This is a genomic window from Alteromonas profundi, from assembly GCF_010500865.1.
GTDB classification, from domain to species: domain Bacteria; phylum Pseudomonadota; class Gammaproteobacteria; order Enterobacterales; family Alteromonadaceae; genus Alteromonas; species Alteromonas profundi.
Window position 1 is genome coordinate 18,320 of the sequence record NZ_JAAAWN010000022.1, and the last position, 16,456, is coordinate 34,775.

A 16,456-nucleotide genomic window follows, 5' to 3' on the forward strand; every position below is an offset into this window, starting at 1 on the left:
ATAACTCTAGTTTCCAAAAGCAGTTACAGCTTGAGTTCAAACAGATGAACATACGAGCTGCGCTGTGCTATTTACTTCTCTTACGGACATTTTTGCGGGTTTTGAGGTTCTTCCTGCAGACTTTCGAAGATTATGAATCAATACTAGTAATTGAATTTTTTACTGAGTTATGATTTTCGTTTGGTTTTAGAGCGCATTGATTAAATTTACATATCTTCAATAACTATTCTTTATTTTTAAAAGCAACCGAAGAAGCCACCGTTAAACGACAAAAAAGTAACCTTATCTCCTATATGGTGGACTAAATACACCCACGCCTTTTATACTCTTCTACCCATTCCTTGAAGCGTTTTTCATCGCGCTCTGCGGTCTTTGCGCGTCTATGTAAGGTTTTCTTAGACAATGCTTTTGGTTCTTCTTTATCAAAAGTAACTCCAGATAATGCATCTGCAAACATCTCGGGTTTTACATGACTGTAATGCTGCTCGATCATTTCTGTACTGGTTCCACATTGACGCGTAATTACGTCTATGCTGGTTCCGTTGAGAAGCTGCCACGTAATGTAAGTGTGTCGGAGAGAGTACAGCGTTCGATGTCCTCTGGGTGACTCTTTTAATCCGGAACTTTGAAGAGCTTTCTCAAATGCCTTACCTAATTGCCTTGTGGGCTCGCCACTTGCTAGCAAAAATAGCTTTTGATTGGGTGTGCGCAATGGAAAGCGTTCTCGTAGGTTCGTTAGGGCTCCTATCACATCACGTTTGCAAACTACTTTACGCGGTCCCGTATATTTTGTTGTTTTACCCTTAGAGACATTGATGAAAAATTGAGCTTTTGAACCTTGAGTTTTAATCTCGATATCTTTCCAAGTTAGGTGTTCCATCTCCGTGCCGGGCCTAATTCCGGTATTAACTGCTATTTCACAGTAATCGTATAGTAACTCACGAATTTGACGAGTCTTTTCACTATGAGCGTTTTGCTCACCTTCATATATTTCGTTGAGGATAACATCATACTCTTCTTCAGAAAAAGCCGCACGACGTGTGCCTGTTCCACCTTTCGAAGAAAGAACAGGTACTTGAGCGGCGATCATCCATTTTTGCTCAATAGCTTCTTTAAAAACGAGCTGAAGAGCAGCATTGTGAGTTAATAATGTAGAGGAGGCTGGAGACTTCTTCATTCGTCCCTTACGCCACTCATCAAACTTAGATATTTCTTCTTGGTCAATTGAGGTGATAAACGTACGCGAAAAGTAGGGGATGTGGTAGTTTTCTAACGCTCGAATATAGTCTTTATAGGTGCGTTTACCGCCCCCGTGTTCTAGTTGCTCTTCAAGCTTTTCGATGACGCGGTCAGCTACGTCTTTGAATCGCTTACTTTGGACTAGTGTGTTATTTTCGTGTCTAATTTGGTGGTCTAAGAAGATTCGATGTGCCATGGCGATAGCTTCGTCTTTATCTTTCTTCTTAGTTGATTTACAGAGCCATTTTTTGTGATTGGTTAGTATAAATCGCGCATACCAGCGCTCACTGTTATCTTGTTTAAAGATATACAGCTCGTCGTTTATGTCGTGTCTTTCAGTCTGTTTTGCCATAGCGCCAGTAAAACAGAAAAGAGCTCTCTTTGCAAAGAATTTGCAAAGAAATTAAAATTTGCATATTTTCAATGCTTTAGAGTGGTGATTTGCATTGAAAATCCGCGTGTCCCTGGTTCGATCCCGGATCGAGGCACCATTCTTAGAAGCCCTTGCAGAAATGCGAGGGCTTTTTTGATCTCACAGGTTATAAAACACAGGCACACGCTAACGTGCCCCTGCGGCTGCACCGCGCGTTACAATCCCGTATGTTTATTTTAAATTTACTTAGTTAAACCACTATTCGCCGCCGTTAACATAGTATCAGTCGCAGAAATTATGGAGCCAGAGATATCAATCTCAGCATGTTCCCAGGCTCTTTCAAATCGACGCTGTACTATTTTTGCCTCGTCATTTTTGCCTTGCAACCTTAACGCTTCAGCCAGTCCGCGTAAGGCCCAGCCATTATCTACCATAATCTCAAGGTCGCGTTGGTAGGTCGCTTCGGCAGCAGCAAATTCACCGGCTGAAATTTGTACGTCGCCTAGCGCATGGCGTACCGGGAAGTACCATTCTGGTGGTTCTGTATAGGGCAGAGAGTCTTCCATTATCACGGCAGCCTTTAACTGTGTTATCGCGTTTTGTAACACGCCTGCATTTGTTGCAATGGAGCTTCTCAGTACTGTCTCTGCGATTTCTAACAAGACCGGGGCACCTTCGCGGTTAAAAAACATGAGAGATTGTACTTCGGGCATGCTGCGTAGGGCGGCCAATTGCGTTAATTCTTGCTGGGCTTTTGCTGGTGCATCAAGGCCAATATATGCCTGTCCTCGGGCGTAGTGCCAGATTCCCCGCGCATAGAGAAGATCGTGCGCTAGCTGTGGGGTATTTAGAATTCCTTGCCAATCGGCAAACCTCACTTTTGCGTAAAGCGGCTGGGAATAATAATGTTGTGCAACGGCCATGCCTGGCGCTCGAAGCAATTCTTCACTTAATGACGCTGCGGTACCTTCTGCTAACTCGTAAGCTTTGCTTTTCCAGCCACTTATAGCTGCGGTTACCCAACCAAAATGCCAATTGTGGGGAATGTATCCGGCAAGGTAAATTGGGCTATTTGAGCGACAAGCTTGGATAAATTCACTATCTGCCGCCGCGGCTTGCATGTTGATTAGCGTGGCGTCGTGGTAACGGCCCACACGCATGTAAATATGCGCTGGCATATGCACCAGATGTCCGGCCGCTGGAGCAAGGTCGGCCAGCGTGTCTGCATAGCGCTCAGCCCGTTCTGGGTTTGTGGATTGCTCTACTGCATGAATGTAAAGGTGTATCGCGCCAATATGCTGTTTATCAAGGGCTAAAGCGGTTTCGATAGTGTCGGTAATTTCTTTTGTCCAAGGGCGCGTAACGCCTTCTGCGTCCCAAAAATCCCAAGGATGGACATCCATCATCGACTCGGCAGTAAGCGCGATAATATCCGCATCTTCAGGAAAGGTGTTCATTACATCGCGCATGCTATCGGCGTAAGCTTCGTTGAGTGAGCTTCGGTCTGCTGGCTCTGTGGCTAAATATCGCTGTTGCAACGCATTGATGAGCATGCGCTCCTTAGTGCTAACGTTCTCGCTCAAATCTTTTGCCAATGTGGCCAAACTAAAGGCGCGATTGGCATTGTCAGGAAACATGGGGGCGTTCACATTAGGGCCTAGTACTAGTGCGCTGCCCCAATAGCACATAGCGCAGTCAGGATCATAAATGGTTGCTTCGTTAAATGCGAAATCTGCTGCCGCATGATTAAACGCATACGACAATGCAAGCCCTTGATTAAAGTACTGCTGTGCAATTTGTGAGTTAGTGGTGATAGGAAAGTTTACCGCCCCTAATCCACTAAACAGCGGTTGCCGCCAGTTGCTTTCAGCGAGGTCTAATTCTGTGGGCTGTTCAGCCATAATATGTGTGCTGCTATCGCTACTACCGCCACAGCCGCCCAGTATTATTAACGTAGTAAACATCATGGCTATTTTTAGTTTAAGGCGGCTATTTAACCGCCATTGAGTGAGGTTGCTACCACGACTAAAACATAAAAAATTCATAACTCAGTATTCCTTTGGTTTATGTTATTTCATCAATGTCCCCGCCAACATTCGATTGTTATTAACCCAATTAGTGGTTTGGAATACTGTCAATAGCGTCAAATTATTGTTTAACGTCGTAGTGCAATAGCGCCAAGTGAGCTGTTTACGCTGGAAATAGAGATAGCCAGTGGTGGCGTTTAAATACTTTTATACGGGGGGATGTTATTGCTACTTAATTACTGTGGGTCAGAAAAACGATTTGGTCAATGTTACAAGTGAGATAACTTAAAATGATGATAAATTCGTTTCATCTATATGAATCAGGTTAACGGCCATTCGCTAAGCGACAGCTAAAGCCAATCTGCCAAAGGGAAATGAGCAGAGTTTTCAACAACGGGCTGCGAAGAGGGTATCCTATCCATTGAAAACTCTACTTAAAAGGCGTGTATCTATACTGAAAACGCAGGCGCCCTTTATTAGGCTAAACCTGTCTCTATAGGTTTGCGTTTGCTTCTTTAATTACTCTACCATGCAAAACGCATTCAACTTATTGTCGTCTAAATCTCTGAAATAGCCTGCATAAAAACCTGAGGTAGCTTCTTGGGGTCTAAACCCAGGTTTACCTTCGCAAGTAGCACCAAGTTCAATGGCTTTGTCGTAAAAGGCATTAACCTGTTCAGGTGTTTCAAGATAAAGCGCCACCATTACGCCGTTACCTACCGTGGCAGGTTTTTGATCGAAGGGCTTAGTTACCGATAGCGCGGCTTGGTCTTCTCCTTTAGACCACGCAATAAAGTAATCGGGCTCTTCCATAAAGCGAGTAGCGCCAATAGTACCGAGTAGGGCGTCGTAAAATGCTGCCGCTTTTTCTAAATCTGCCGTTCCAAGGGTGATGTAGCCAATCATGGTGTTCTCCTTTCCATCCGTTAGGGAATGTTTGTGGGTGTAAATTCATACTAGTCGTTGACTACTGACAGTTAATGTCAGTAGTGTTAAATCACCATGAAATAATTATAGCCTGCGATTAAACACCAATGCGTAAAGCTGAAAGGTTGAATGATATTGTTCATCATTTACGAAGAATGCACCATGCGATAACGGCACAAACGCTAGCAGATGCATTTGAGGTTAGCCTTCGTACCATCTACCGAGATATTCAAGATCTTATCGATTCTGGCGTGCCCATATTAGGTGAAGCCGGCGTCGGCTACATCATTGATAAAAAATATCACCTGCCGCCTATTATGTTTGATGCTGACGAATTAGAGGCGATTGCATTAGGGATTGGTATGGTCAGCAATTGGACAGACGATAAATTCGCGGCAAAAGCGAAAAGTGCCTACCTTAAAATTCAGGCTACCTTGCCTGCAACCTTGTTAAACGAATTGCATCAGATAAGTACTTTTTCTGCGCCAAGCCACTACAAAATTCCTTGGAACGTGGAATTTACCGAAGTTAGAGAGTGCATTAGACGTAAACAAAGGGTGAGCTTTTGCTATCTGGATTTAAATAATAACAAGACAAAAAGAACCATTCGCCCCATTGCTCTTATATCATTCAGCCCAATTTGGCTTTTGGCAGGATGGTGCGAATTACGCAGTGAGTTTCGAAACTTCCGCTTAGACAGAATTTCCCATTTCACTGCGCTATCTAGCCACTTTGCGGAGGAAAAAGAGAAAAGCTTAGCGGCCTATTTGAAGCAAGTTAAACAAGATGAGATGTAAGCGCATGGTGTAAAACGTAGGTTACTAGAAGCCAAGTGGGTAAATGTAACAATTGTAAAATAGCTATCCTTTTGTCTAAAACTTAATGAGAATGTTTCGCGTTTAGAGTTACAACACTCAATGGGAGCATTTTTTGAAGAAGTCAGTATTTATTGGCGCAGTTTGCGCGTTATCTAGCACCGCAGTACATGCACAAGCAACAAATGTAGAAGACACACAGGATATTGAACGGGTTTCAATTGTCGGGGCTTCTACCAACTTAAGTGTTACCGCTGAAGACATTGAGCAGTTTCAGGCCAATGATTTGGCTGATATTTTTCGTGAGTCACCATCGGTAAGTGTGGGTGGCTCGGTAGGCGTTGCGCAGAAAATTTTCGTGCGCGGCTTAGAAGATGCTTATCTAAACATTACGGTTGATGGCGCTCAGCAAACCTCAACCCTATTTCACCATATTGGTCGTGTAACCTTAGATCCTGACTTGTTAAAGCAAATTGATGTGCAAGCTGGAGCCGGTGAGGCAACCAGTGGCCCTGGTGCTATTGGCGGTGCTATTCGTTTTAAAACGAAAGATGCGAGCGATCTTCTGCGCGACGATGAACGTTTTGGCGGCCGTGTAAAAGCCAGTTACTTTAGTAACGACGGCACCCGATACAGTGGCAGTGTTTATGGCAAGCTAAATGAAGATTGGGGCGTGCTAGGTTATTACAGCACCTCAGATAGAGACAACATGGAAGACGGCGACGGCAATGAAATTTATGGTACCGCCGCCGACCAAGACTTGTTATTCGTAAAAGCCAGCGGCAACCTCACTGAAAACCAATATGCGTCACTAAGCTATGAAAAGCGTGAGGAAGAAGGTGAATTTTCGGCAAGGCCCAATTGGGTTGTGCTAGAAGGCGCAGCGTTGTATCCCAGTGAAGCTGAGCGTGACACTTTAGTAGCAAATTACCGTTTAGACTATAGCGCTATGGTGTACTTAGAAGCCACAGCGTACAACACCTCTTCGTCATTTAGAGGAGGTCGCTTTGATTGGTTGGCAAACATCGACACTTATGGTTTTGATATTCGCAACACCAGTGAAACGACAAACCATGTATTTACCTACGGCGTAGATTACCGCAACGACGAAGTGGAAAGCGGCCCGGCTGAGGGGGCTGTAGAAAATGCAGAAGAGGGCAGTGTGCTAGGAGTCTATGCCCAAGCCCATAGCGCGATAAACCCAGAACTCACATTAAGCTATGGTGTGCGCTTCGATGACTATGACTTCCAGCAAGACATATTACTTGATGAATATTACGGCGACCCGGTCACCGATGAGCCTTCAGGGCTAAACGACAGCGAAGTAAGCATGAATGTTGGGCTTACCTATCAACTGTCAAAGGCCTGGAAATTAGCCCTTGGTTATGCCGAAGCCGCCCGAGGAAAAGAAATTGGCGACGGGTTTACCATTGACGAATACTTGTATGACGGTAGCGATGTTCCGGTTGTAGGTAATAATGTGGTGCCGGAAACCGTGGCCAATATTGAAGGGGCAATTGAATATCAAGCTGATGACGTGCACGCGAGATTCACGGTATTTGAAAGCACAATCGATGATGTGATTTTTAGCGGCTTTGAAGGCGACTCGGTTTACAATAATATCGGCGACCTGGAATCAAGTGGTTTTGAATTTGATATTGCTTACGCATTGGGTGATGCAAACATATTCTTTGGTTACTCTAGCGTGGATACTGAGCTATCCCCGCGCGCTGATTTGTACAATGTTGAATACGATACCATCGACCTTAACGGCTATGAATTTGTTGGCCTAGGGAATAGTCGCGGCGATACATGGGTGTTGGGTGTTGACTATGATATTAACACCGACCTCAACGTAGGTATCAATATTACACGGGTCAATTCACTTACCATAGAAACCCTGCATCAGGCTTTGCAGAATGGTTGGACCGATTCATTGTACAACCTAAATAAACCTAGCTACACCACGGTTGATGTGTATGGGCAATGGTTTGTCAGTAATAACTTCAAGGTCAACCTCGCGGTGACGAATCTGTTTGATGAAGCCTATATCGATCATTCGAGTGTCGGTGATTACAGTGAGGTGTTCGGGAGCGTCATTGGGCCAAAAGAAGCGGGTAGAGATATTCGAGTATCAGTAAGCTACAACTTCTAAACACTCTTATGGCAATAGCAAAAACAGTGAAAAGGTGGGTCTTCTGGACTCACCTTATTTTGGGTTTAGTGGCGGGGATTTTTATATTTCTTATGTCACTAACTGGGTTTCTATTAACTTACGAACGTCAGTTTATCGAACTTGACGAAATGCGATACCGTGTGGATGTACCCCAGAACCAGCAAAGGCTCTCCACCGATGATATTGTCGATAAGCTTCAAGCACTACACCCTGAAACCCCCCATATTTACGTACGTTGGGTAAACAGGGAAGGTGCGGCCGTGCCTGCCTGGGCAGGGCGTAACAGCTACTTATTCCACCCCTATAGCGGTGAGATTTTAAGAGAAGGGGAGGGCAATGTGGCGCTGGTGTTTCATTGGCTTACCAACCTTCATCGATACTTACTGTTAAAAGGTGAGCTTAAAGGCATAGGGAAAACGGTGAATGGCTACGCTAATTTAGTGTTTATTTTCCTTATTGTCAGTGGTGCGTATCTTTGGTTGCCCAATAAATTGCGCCTTGCATCATTTAAGCAGCATCTTTGGTTTCGTCACCATTACACCAATCGCCATCATCGCCGTCGACAGTGGCATTTGGTGCTGGGCGTGTGGAGCATTCCTGTTCTTTTCATTATTGCCATTACCGCCACTTTGTTTCATTTCTCTTGGGCAAATAACGCGTTATATGGTTTCTTTGGTGAGCAGGAGCCGCCACGTGAACAGCATGAAGAAGTAACCTCGTTGTCCTTAGATGTGGTTGACTACGAAACTCTTTTTCTTGCCGCTCAAAATCATGCAAACAGCAACGATTACGACGATTGGTATTCAATGTGGATGGAAATAGGAGAGCACGAATACGAAGCGCGCTTTTTTATTGATAAAAGCATAGGACATAGGCAGTCAATGTCGTACTCGCTTTACTTCGATACCCGCAGCCCCGAGGTCACAAAGGTGTTAAGGAAAGAAGATTGGAGCCGAGGTGGGCAAGCATGGGGCACCGCGCGTTTTCTGCATACCGGAGAACATTTTGGTTTCATTGGTCAAACTATCGCAGGGTTGTTTTCATTGCTGGCGTGTTACCTTGTGTACACCGGCTTTATGTTAGGCATTAAACGCCTGATAGCCTCTAAGTAGAGGCCATTAAACAGGCCGTTATACTGACGCTTGTGTAGTTGACGTAGCGTTGATAGGAAGTGAAATGGCTATGGTAAGGCCGGCGGTGTCATCGATACGATTATGTGCACTAATTTCCCCGCCAACGGCATGCACCTGACGTTGTGCGAGTGCTAGTCCCATACCATGGCCGCGGTTCTTCTGCGAATGTGCCGCCGCCTCACCTTCGCCTCGCATTTTGGTGGCTGTTCTAGACTTTTCAACACGGAAGAAAGGTTTGAATATATCGTCGCATAGGGCATCTGGCACGCCTGGGCCGTTATCAGAGATAGTTAACGAATAGGTGTTGTGCAATTTCTTGAGATGCACACTCACTGCTTTTTCCAGTGGTGTATAGCGAAGGGCATTGCGAATAATGTTTTCTATAGCTTGGCCTAACGCTACTTGGCTACTGTTGTCTATCATGGCCTGCTCGGGCAAATCACAATGCAGCATATTGTGAGGGTATTCAAATTTTGCATCGTCGCAAATAACATTGATAAGCTCGACTAAATCGAAGGTCTCAGTGTTAAGGCTAGGAAGCTCCGTTGACAGCCACGAAAAAGTTAAGGTGTCTTCCACTAAACTTCGCATAGTACTGGCTTCATAACGCAGCCGTTCTAATGCTTGGGCCTGATTAAGGTTTTGCTCTACAAAGTCTACCGCCATATCAATACGCGCCAAGGGGGTGCGTAATTCGTGGGAAAGGTCGGCTAAAAGTTGACGTTGATTTTGAATCAGGCTGCTGGTGCGATCAGCCATTTTATCAAAGGTAGCGGCGATATCTGTGAGTTCATCATGTCGTTTAGGTAAGAGCGGTGTCACCCTAGCATCCAACTTCCCATCGCTGAATTCCTGTGTCGCTTTTTCAAGCCGTTTCAGGGGGCGCATCACATGTTGATACACCACATACGTAAGCAAACAAAGAAGAATAAGTGGCAGGGCTATTTGCAGTAACAGCCGAAACATCATTAAAAAGGCACCAGGGCGCATACGCTGGGGAAGCTGTATCAACAAGTGGGTGGCATCATCCACAAAGGGCACTTCCATAATGGGGTTTTGGGCAAAATAGAGGTGAATTTTCCATTCCACCCCACGGCCTAATTGAAAGTAATCAGTGAACAAGGGCACTAATTCACTGTCAGCAAAAGGGGTTATCTTAGAGGTGACTACGCCGGCCCACGTCTTCTCCTGTAGTTGGATGTGCTTGATATATTCGGCTAAGGCGTCTTCACCTTGGGTAAGGTAAATATGCTCAGCCTGTTTGCCATAATTAAGCAGTGTTTGCTGGTGGGTATCGGCAATAAAGCTCATGCTGGTTTCGGTATGATTTGTTAACCAATCTATGGCTAAAAACAGCACTACTGTGCCCAATCCAATGATGGCCCACAAGCGCCATAACAGTTTGTTTTTCATGAAAGTCGATAGCCTTTTCCGTGTACTGTCGCTAAACAATCGCAGGGCATCCCGGCTTCTATCAGCTTTTTCCGCACACGACTAAGGTGCATATCTAGGCTTCGGTCATATCGACTGAAAGGCCGGTCTAACACACATTGATAGAGAAACGCTTTGCTAAGTATTTCGCCTTGGTTTTCCGCAAGTGTCCATAGTAGCCTAAACTGTATTGGCGTGAGTTCGAGGGTGAGTTGCCCAATGTTCACGCCTTGATTTACTCTGTTTAGCTGTAAATCACCTATCTGTAGTTTACTGGGCTGTGAATGCGCCGCCACGTCTCGGCTGCTACGGCGCAATAATGCCTCTATGCGAAGCAACATTTCAGTGAAATTGAACGGTTTAGGAAGGTAGTCGTCTGCCCCTGTTCGATAGCCCTCAATCCTTTCTTGCTCGGCCCCTGAAGCGGTAATCATCATTACCGGCGTTTGCTTCTTTTTTCTGAGTTGATTAAGCACCGATAAGCCATCTAACGAAGGAAGAAGGATATCTAATAAAACAAGATCGAAGCGTTGTTGCAACGCGGCCAGTAACCCTTTTTGCCCGTCCTGACACTGACTAATAGTAAAGCCACTATCTTCGAGCAAATGCGCTATCTGATCGCTAAGCGTAGTATCATCTTCAATGATAAGGATGCGGGCCGCAGACATGTAAGGTTAATAAATTAAATGAATATAAAATCAATGTTATTGATAATCATTTTCATTTGCAAGTGGTGAGATGAAATTTCTCATTCATTTTTAGCGTAATCATCAAAAACTTATTTGATAAAAGCGCCGGGTGTTACTAATTGCTACGAGGGGCCGGGTATTAGCTGTGGCCCATGTTCCTCATACCAATTTAGCCAGGTTAGCGTTGTAGCATTAGGCTTAGCCAACCAATGCATTTTTAACTCAGCGTGAAGGTGTGTTTTAAGAGGAATAAACGTACATCCCTGCGTATGAAGGTTTTGAATACAAGATGGCACTAACGCAACACAACGAGAGCTGGCGATTTCAGTTAAAAGTGCCTGCATAGATGTAGGCTCGCTCACCACACTGGGTTTTAACTGCTGGTAGTGAAACGCGGCCATTAAACTGTCGAACAAACTGGGTGCATGGGCCCGTGCAAACAAAATTAGTGAGTACTTAGCGATAGTCGTTAAGGGTAAAACAGTATGTTTACTTAGCGGGTGATCATGGGCGACCACAGCGCAAATAGGGTCATCAATAATGTGTTTCTCTTTTAACAATCCCTCATGTGTTTTTTCTATTGGGCGAGAAAAGCCAATATCTATAGCGCCCTCGGTGAAGGCTTGCAGCTGCTGCGATACTGTCATTTCATCAAGTTTTACGGTTACCCCGCTATTTATATCCGTAAAGCTACGCAGCAACTGGGGAAGAAAGTGAACGCAAGCAGAACTTAGATACCCTATGCGCAGCAAACCTTTTTCGCCGCTTTGTACTAACTGTGCATCTTCTTTGGCTACCTCACAGTGTTTTAGAATAGCCTGGGCGTGCTGTAAAAAACGTTCGCCGGCAGGGGTTAGCTCAACAGTTCTCGTATTTCTCGCTAACAAGGTAACAGTAAGATCACCCTCCAGTGCGGTGATATGACGGCTTATCGCACTTTGCCCTGTATGCAGTCGTGTAGCGGCATGAGAAAAACTTTTACACTGGGCAACCTCAACAAATGTCTTTAAATGCTTAAAATTCATAGTTATGTCAAAGTAAGATAAGTAGTGCGTATTTATATCATTTAATATAAGTAATAAATACCGCTAGAGTAATGCCTTTGAGTAAGCGCGATCTATTAATTGCGTAGCACACAAGCATGACGATGAGGTTTTATGACAGCGTTTAACACCCAATCCTATTCTCTTTCACGTTATGGTGAATATTCTCTACTGGTTTCCGCCATGTTAACCATTATGGTGGGCGCTGCTATCGCACCCGGTTTAACGACAATCTCAACACAACTAGGTGTACAAGAATACGCGCCATTACTTATCACTACGCCTGCATTGGGCGCTATTTTGTTCGCACCTTTGTTTGGGCGTCTTATTGATAAAATTGGCGCTAGAAGGACACTGCTAATAAGCTTATGGGGCTACTTTATTTTTGGCTGTGCCGGCGCTTTTTAAACGGACCATTGGCGCTAGGTGTCGATCGTATTTTGTTAGGTGGGTTTACCGCAGGTCAAATGGCGGCGGGAACGGCGGTCATCTCTCAGTGGTTTCATGGGCCAAAGCGGCTCTCTATGATAGCAAAACAAGGTATGGCGATAGAGCTAGGTGGCGTTATCTTCCTGTTCTTCGGTGGTTTGTTAACTGAGCTACATTGGCAAGCGCCCTTTCTTATTTATGCTTTAGCGCTAGTTTGCGCGCTATTTGTATCAGCCTGTGTTCCAAAAGCTGAACCGCTATCAACACCGCAAGCCAGTGTCACAAAGCCGCAACGTTTACCCTCACAAGCCGTGCCCCACAGCCCTTCAGTTGTGCCCATAATGGCCTTTACAGTTATGGCTATGAGCTTATTTTTTAGTATGTTTATCATGCTACCAGAACATTTGGCCGGGCTTGGTTTTGGGGAAGCTGAAACAGGGTATTTATTGTCTTTTATTTCATTTATCGCGGTTTTGTCGGCCATGCTTATGCCCAAAATAGTGGCGCGTGTTGGCAATAAAATGACACTTGTTATTGCCTTTGTTGCCTACGGGTTGGCGCACGGACTATTTGCGAGCACCAACGTACTTGTACTTATTATTGCCGGGGCTATAGCCGCGGGTGTAGGGTTTGGATTCTCGATACCGGTACTTAATCATAGAACGGTAGAAGTGAGTAGCGAGGAAAATAGAGGAAAGTACTTATCGTACTTTGCAATGGCAGTGTTTTCTGGTCAGTTTCTTACCTCAGCACTTGACTTTATTCCATTGACGCTTACGCAGCTCTTTCTCGTTTGTGGTTTGCTCGCTTTTATCTTCGCTGTTGGCACAAAATTAAGCCGCTTCGACGCAAAGGATTAATGCCAGTTGTAAAATGATGTGTATTTTTTTTGTACAGCTGGCAGAAGTGCTTGGTAGTCTGCTATGTTTAAACGCGTGGTGAGAAGTGAATAGAATGCTTAACTTTCAAGTATATAAAGGCTGTTCTCTTGAGACGCAAATTATTAAGTGTTTTAATACCCGCCGTTAAAAAGCGAGCTGTTGCAGAAAGCTGTTACTGCAACCAGTAAAAAGGACACACGCTTTTTACGATAACCCATTGTTATAAATGGGGAATGCGATAACTATAAAGCATTGGTGGTAATATACTTCGTTACTGAAGGGTTACCACATGGCGCTGTAGTGGGATACCTAAGAATGCGCTAAAGCATCACTACGTATAAATTTTGCTACCGGATAACAATAAAATGATTGCTATAGTTTTCGTACTGACTCAAGGCTCGCAGAAGCCAAACTTTTAATCAGAGTAAAAACACTGTGTTTATCACAGTTGTTGGGGACCACTATGAAACAGCAATTACTATGCGCCGTATCGGCCGTTATTTTTTCTTCCTCCGCGTTAGCCAATGGCGGATTTGAACCTAACCCAAAAGCCTGCGTAAACGTAGGAAAAGAAATTAGCCGTGTAAGCACCGAAATGAAGGTCGCTAAATCGGGTATTCAAAAGTCATGGTTAAAACGTCAACTTGGCGCGTTAGAAACCAAACGTTCACATTGTTCTACTAAAGGTTTTGGTATTCGCTAATTAGTGTATTGGCTAACTCTGTTAGCGTACTTAGCGAAAAATCTGGGGGCAAACCTAAAGGATACATAGCCTTACCAGGGCGTTCGATGAACGTTGTTTGCAATCCCGCCGCCTTTGCGCCGCTTACATCCCACCCGTGAGCGGCGATCATCATTGCCTCACTTGGTAGTGCCTTAACTTGTTTACATGCCCAATGATATACCTTTGCATAAGGTTTATAGGTAAAGATAGATTCGGTGCTGAGTATATGGTCAAAGAGGTGATCAATTTCTGCAAACTGCAGCTGTGCTTCTAACCCTTTGATAGATGAATTCGAAAGCGCCACTAACGTAAACCCTTTCTTTTTTAACGAACTCAGCGCTGGTTTTACGTCGCTATGGGGCGGCAATGCGGTTATGTATTTTTTTATCGTTTGTTTGGCTTTAGACTGGCTAACCTCGATATTTTTGGTATGGGCAACCATAACAAGGGCAGATGCGCCAATATCGATAAAATCATGAAACTGACCAGAAGCAATATCGACCAAGGAGTGATGTAGCAAGGTAGCAAACCACAGATCTACCAAGGATTCATCGCCATTTAATACAGGCGCCAACCCTTGTTTCATGTGGGTCATATCAAGTAGGGTTTCGTTAATATCGAAAATTAGCACCTTTGGCAATGCCATGCACAGCTCCCTATTTAACCATAAATTGCAAAAGCGCAACGGCTTTACCGTTACGTTACCTACCTTTGTAATACCACTAGCTTAGCAATTTAGATGAGCGGAACGAGTAAATTACGCCTAAAGGCTGTTTAAATGCTACCAGTACCTTTATATCGCGCCCGGGCTAATGCATTGATGTGGAACCAAAGCTAACTAATATGGCCACGCCCATTAACGCCACTATTGACCACAACAAGGTAGCTTTAGTGGCCTTTTCCCCTAGTACCCAAGCAACCCCTAACGACATAAGCGCGCTAGTGGCAATAAGGGTTTGCACCACAGCGGCTTTCGCGTAGGCAAAGGCAAACATTTGTAAGTAAATAGCAGCTGTTGTGCCCAGTAAAGTGGCCAGAACAAAGGCAGGCCATACCGCTTGGCCTTGTGTAATTACAGGTAACCACCGTGTTTTGCTAAACGCAATAAGCGGCACCACAAAGAACATACCGCCCACCAATCGTAAGAAAGCAGCACTGGCGGCATCGACTTCACCACTACCAAGGATATCGCGACTTACTACAGCGCCTACTGCTTGACATAACGCAGCAGCTACACCATACAAATAGCCGCTTGTAGCAAACACATGGGTAGTACTGCGCTTTCGGGCTTTAATAACCATATCTACTGACAGTAGCACCACAGCCACGCCCACCCATTGCTGCCACGTTATCCATTCACCAATAAATGCCATAGCCAGTAGAGCGGTAAATAAGGGCGCTAAGGTTTCTGCTACCAAAACCGCTTGGCTATCGCCGATAGACTTTAGTGCTTTAAAAAAACAGGTGTCGCCAATGCCGATACCAATAAAGCCGCTAATTAATAGCCACAAGATGCTACTGGTAGTGTAAGCGGCCGGTGGTATTACTATAAGTACAATACCTAACAAGGCGATAGAAATTATCCCCTTCCAGAAGTTCATTGTAAGTGGCGAAAATGCATTACCAGTGCCGCTGAAAAGTCGTGCCGCAATAGCCCAACAAAGTGCCGTACCTAAGGCCGCAAATACACCCATGAATAAATACCCGAAGCAAAACGTGATGAAATAAAATGAGCGCGTATGCTAATGCAAATTAAAACCCGATGTAACTGATAACTGCAGAAAACTAAACCAAACGTAACTACCTAAAATGCCAATACCGTGGCATGTTAGTCATATAAAGAGTAAGTAGAAAGGTATCAGTGTGAATTTGAGCGGTATAAAAGGGGTAATTTTCGACCTTGATGGGACGTTAGTAGAGTCGCGGTTGAACTTCACTCAAATGCGCTCAGACATTGGCTGCCCTCCCGATGAAGATATTCTTACTTTTGTCGCCCAAATAACCTGTGGAAAAGCGCAAGATAAAGCCAACGACAGAATATTGCAGCATGAGCTGAACGATGCGAGGTGCGCAAAATGGCTGTTTACGGGTAAACAAATGGTAGACACAGTGCACGAATACGGCTTGCCGATGGCGATTGTAACGCGTAATTGTCGTGCCGCTAGCAACATAAAGATTGCGAATAACAATATTCCCATCGACTTCGTACTGACAAGAGAGGACGCGCCCGCAAAACCCGACCCTACCGCACTACTTATGGTTGCTGAAAAATGGCAGCTACAGCCAAAAGACTGCCTTTACGTTGGGGATTATATTTACGATCAATTAGCCGCCGAAAATGCCGGTATGCAATGGTTGCTGGTGTGAACTTGCCAAACCTGGCCCGCTTGGTAGTTTTGGCGTTTCAGGCTGAATGTAAAATAGCTCATTTTCTAATGGTGTCCATGAACCGGAGCCTGCATATACTTTAGTATATTCTTCTTCGTTCAGCTCTTTTCCGACCAAATTTTGTTCTATATTCATTTCTCTATCTTCCTTTATTACATGTAATTAAAGTGAATGTGTACTG

Annotated in this window: 14 protein-coding genes and 1 pseudogene; 6 read left to right on the plus strand and 9 right to left on the minus strand. The window is 44.6% G+C overall.

Annotation, left to right across the window (positions count from 1 at the left end; genetic code table 11):
* Positions 1–301: 301 nt before the first annotated feature.
* The 3 genes from GTH32_RS14585 to GTH32_RS14595 form a co-directional block, all read right to left on the minus strand.
* Entirely contained in the window at positions 302–1,591 is a 1,290-nt protein-coding gene (locus tag GTH32_RS14585) for a tyrosine-type recombinase/integrase (protein ID WP_163087092.1), read from the minus strand.
* Positions 1,592–1,854: 263 nt separating this feature from the next.
* Positions 1,855–3,657 carry a hypothetical protein gene (locus tag GTH32_RS14590; protein WP_163087094.1) on the minus strand — a complete coding sequence of 601 codons (1,803 nt, stop codon included), beginning with the start codon at positions 3,655–3,657 and terminating at the stop codon, positions 1,855–1,857.
* A 501-nt stretch (positions 3,658–4,158) separates the two neighbouring features.
* Positions 4,159–4,545, minus strand: coding sequence for a VOC family protein (locus GTH32_RS14595; RefSeq protein ID WP_163087096.1), 387 nt, complete (start codon positions 4,543–4,545; stop codon positions 4,159–4,161).
* Between the two features lie 128 nt (positions 4,546–4,673).
* On the opposite strand from GTH32_RS14595, the gene GTH32_RS14600 reads away from it, so the two are divergent.
* From GTH32_RS14600 to GTH32_RS14610, 3 genes are all read left to right on the plus strand, one after another.
* Positions 4,674–5,363, plus strand: a complete 690-nt coding sequence (locus GTH32_RS14600) for a helix-turn-helix transcriptional regulator (protein WP_163087098.1) — start codon at positions 4,674–4,676, stop codon at positions 5,361–5,363.
* A 133-nt stretch (positions 5,364–5,496) separates the two neighbouring features.
* Entirely contained in the window at positions 5,497–7,536 is a 2,040-nt protein-coding gene (locus tag GTH32_RS14605) for a TonB-dependent receptor domain-containing protein (protein WP_163087100.1), read from the plus strand.
* Positions 7,537–7,544: 8 nt separating this feature from the next.
* The gene (locus GTH32_RS14610; RefSeq protein WP_163087102.1) at positions 7,545–8,669 is read left to right on the plus strand and encodes a PepSY-associated TM helix domain-containing protein; all 1,125 of its coding nucleotides are present in this window, start codon (positions 7,545–7,547) and stop codon (positions 8,667–8,669) included.
* 18 nt (positions 8,670–8,687) lie between these two features.
* On the opposite strand, the gene GTH32_RS14615 is transcribed toward GTH32_RS14610, so the two are convergent.
* From GTH32_RS14615 to GTH32_RS14625, 3 genes are all read right to left on the minus strand, one after another.
* The gene (locus tag GTH32_RS14615; RefSeq protein WP_163087104.1) at positions 8,688–10,103 is read right to left on the minus strand and encodes a sensor histidine kinase; all 1,416 of its coding nucleotides are present in this window, start codon (positions 10,101–10,103) and stop codon (positions 8,688–8,690) included.
* Positions 10,100–10,789 carry a response regulator transcription factor gene (locus tag GTH32_RS14620; RefSeq protein WP_163087106.1) on the minus strand — a complete coding sequence of 230 codons (690 nt, stop codon included), beginning with the start codon at positions 10,787–10,789 and terminating at the stop codon, positions 10,100–10,102. Before GTH32_RS14620 ends, GTH32_RS14615 begins: the two co-directional genes overlap by 4 nt.
* 143 nt (positions 10,790–10,932) lie before the next feature.
* On the minus strand, positions 10,933–11,835 hold the full coding sequence (locus GTH32_RS14625) for a LysR family transcriptional regulator (protein ID WP_163087108.1): 903 nt from the start codon (positions 11,833–11,835) through the stop codon (positions 10,933–10,935).
* 213 nt (positions 11,836–12,048) lie between these two features.
* Here GTH32_RS14625 and GTH32_RS14630 point away from each other — a divergent pair.
* Together GTH32_RS14630 and GTH32_RS14635 are read left to right on the plus strand one after the other, a co-directional pair.
* Positions 12,049–13,142 (plus strand): annotated as a pseudogene (locus tag GTH32_RS14630) (MFS transporter).
* A gap of 484 nt (positions 13,143–13,626) precedes the next feature.
* Positions 13,627–13,866 (plus strand): hypothetical protein, encoded by a 240-nt coding sequence (locus GTH32_RS14635; RefSeq protein ID WP_163087110.1) that lies wholly within the window; start codon positions 13,627–13,629, stop codon positions 13,864–13,866.
* Here GTH32_RS14635 and GTH32_RS14640 read toward each other — a convergent pair.
* Positions 13,844–14,533 (minus strand): haloacid dehalogenase type II, encoded by a 690-nt coding sequence (locus GTH32_RS14640; RefSeq protein ID WP_163087112.1) that lies wholly within the window; start codon positions 14,531–14,533, stop codon positions 13,844–13,846. The two genes, GTH32_RS14635 and GTH32_RS14640, sit on opposite strands and share 23 nt — an antisense overlap.
* 163 nt (positions 14,534–14,696) lie before the next feature.
* On the minus strand, positions 14,697–15,581 hold the full coding sequence (locus tag GTH32_RS14645) for a DMT family transporter (protein WP_163087114.1): 885 nt from the start codon (positions 15,579–15,581) through the stop codon (positions 14,697–14,699).
* Positions 15,582–15,750: 169 nt separating this feature from the next.
* Between GTH32_RS14645 and GTH32_RS14650 the strand changes: the two genes are divergently transcribed.
* Entirely contained in the window at positions 15,751–16,254 is a 504-nt protein-coding gene (locus GTH32_RS14650) for an HAD family hydrolase (protein WP_425482374.1), read from the plus strand.
* Here the strand turns inward: GTH32_RS14650 and GTH32_RS14655 are convergent.
* Positions 16,213–16,410 carry a hypothetical protein gene (locus GTH32_RS14655; RefSeq protein ID WP_163087086.1) on the minus strand — a complete coding sequence of 66 codons (198 nt, stop codon included), beginning with the start codon at positions 16,408–16,410 and terminating at the stop codon, positions 16,213–16,215. The two genes, GTH32_RS14650 and GTH32_RS14655, sit on opposite strands and share 42 nt — an antisense overlap.
* Positions 16,411–16,456: the final 46 nt, after the last annotated feature.

What these genes read in the sequence shown, in the direction of transcription:
- GTH32_RS14645 (WP_163087114.1), bottom strand. Translation starts at nt 15,581, where the DNA reads ATGGGTGTATTTGCGGCCTTAGGTACGGCACTTTGTTGGGCTATTGCG.
- GTH32_RS14625 (WP_163087108.1), bottom strand. Translation starts at nt 11,835, where the DNA reads ATGAATTTTAAGCATTTAAAGACATTTGTTGAGGTTGCCCAGTGTAAA.
- GTH32_RS14655 (WP_163087086.1), bottom strand. Translation starts at nt 16,410, where the DNA reads ATGAATATAGAACAAAATTTGGTCGGAAAAGAGCTGAACGAAGAAGAA.
- GTH32_RS14585 (WP_163087092.1), bottom strand. Translation starts at nt 1,591, where the DNA reads ATGGCAAAACAGACTGAAAGACACGACATAAACGACGAGCTGTATATC.
- GTH32_RS14610 (WP_163087102.1), top strand. Translation starts at nt 7,545, where the DNA reads ATGGCAATAGCAAAAACAGTGAAAAGGTGGGTCTTCTGGACTCACCTT.
- GTH32_RS14640 (WP_163087112.1), bottom strand. Translation starts at nt 14,533, where the DNA reads ATGGCATTGCCAAAGGTGCTAATTTTCGATATTAACGAAACCCTACTT.
- GTH32_RS14635 (WP_163087110.1), top strand. Translation starts at nt 13,627, where the DNA reads ATGAAACAGCAATTACTATGCGCCGTATCGGCCGTTATTTTTTCTTCC.
- GTH32_RS14590 (WP_163087094.1), bottom strand. Translation starts at nt 3,657, where the DNA reads ATGAATTTTTTATGTTTTAGTCGTGGTAGCAACCTCACTCAATGGCGG.
- GTH32_RS14615 (WP_163087104.1), bottom strand. Translation starts at nt 10,103, where the DNA reads ATGAAAAACAAACTGTTATGGCGCTTGTGGGCCATCATTGGATTGGGC.
- GTH32_RS14620 (WP_163087106.1), bottom strand. Translation starts at nt 10,789, where the DNA reads ATGTCTGCGGCCCGCATCCTTATCATTGAAGATGATACTACGCTTAGC.
- GTH32_RS14600 (WP_163087098.1), top strand. Translation starts at nt 4,674, where the DNA reads ATGCGTAAAGCTGAAAGGTTGAATGATATTGTTCATCATTTACGAAGA.
- GTH32_RS14595 (WP_163087096.1), bottom strand. Translation starts at nt 4,545, where the DNA reads ATGATTGGCTACATCACCCTTGGAACGGCAGATTTAGAAAAAGCGGCA.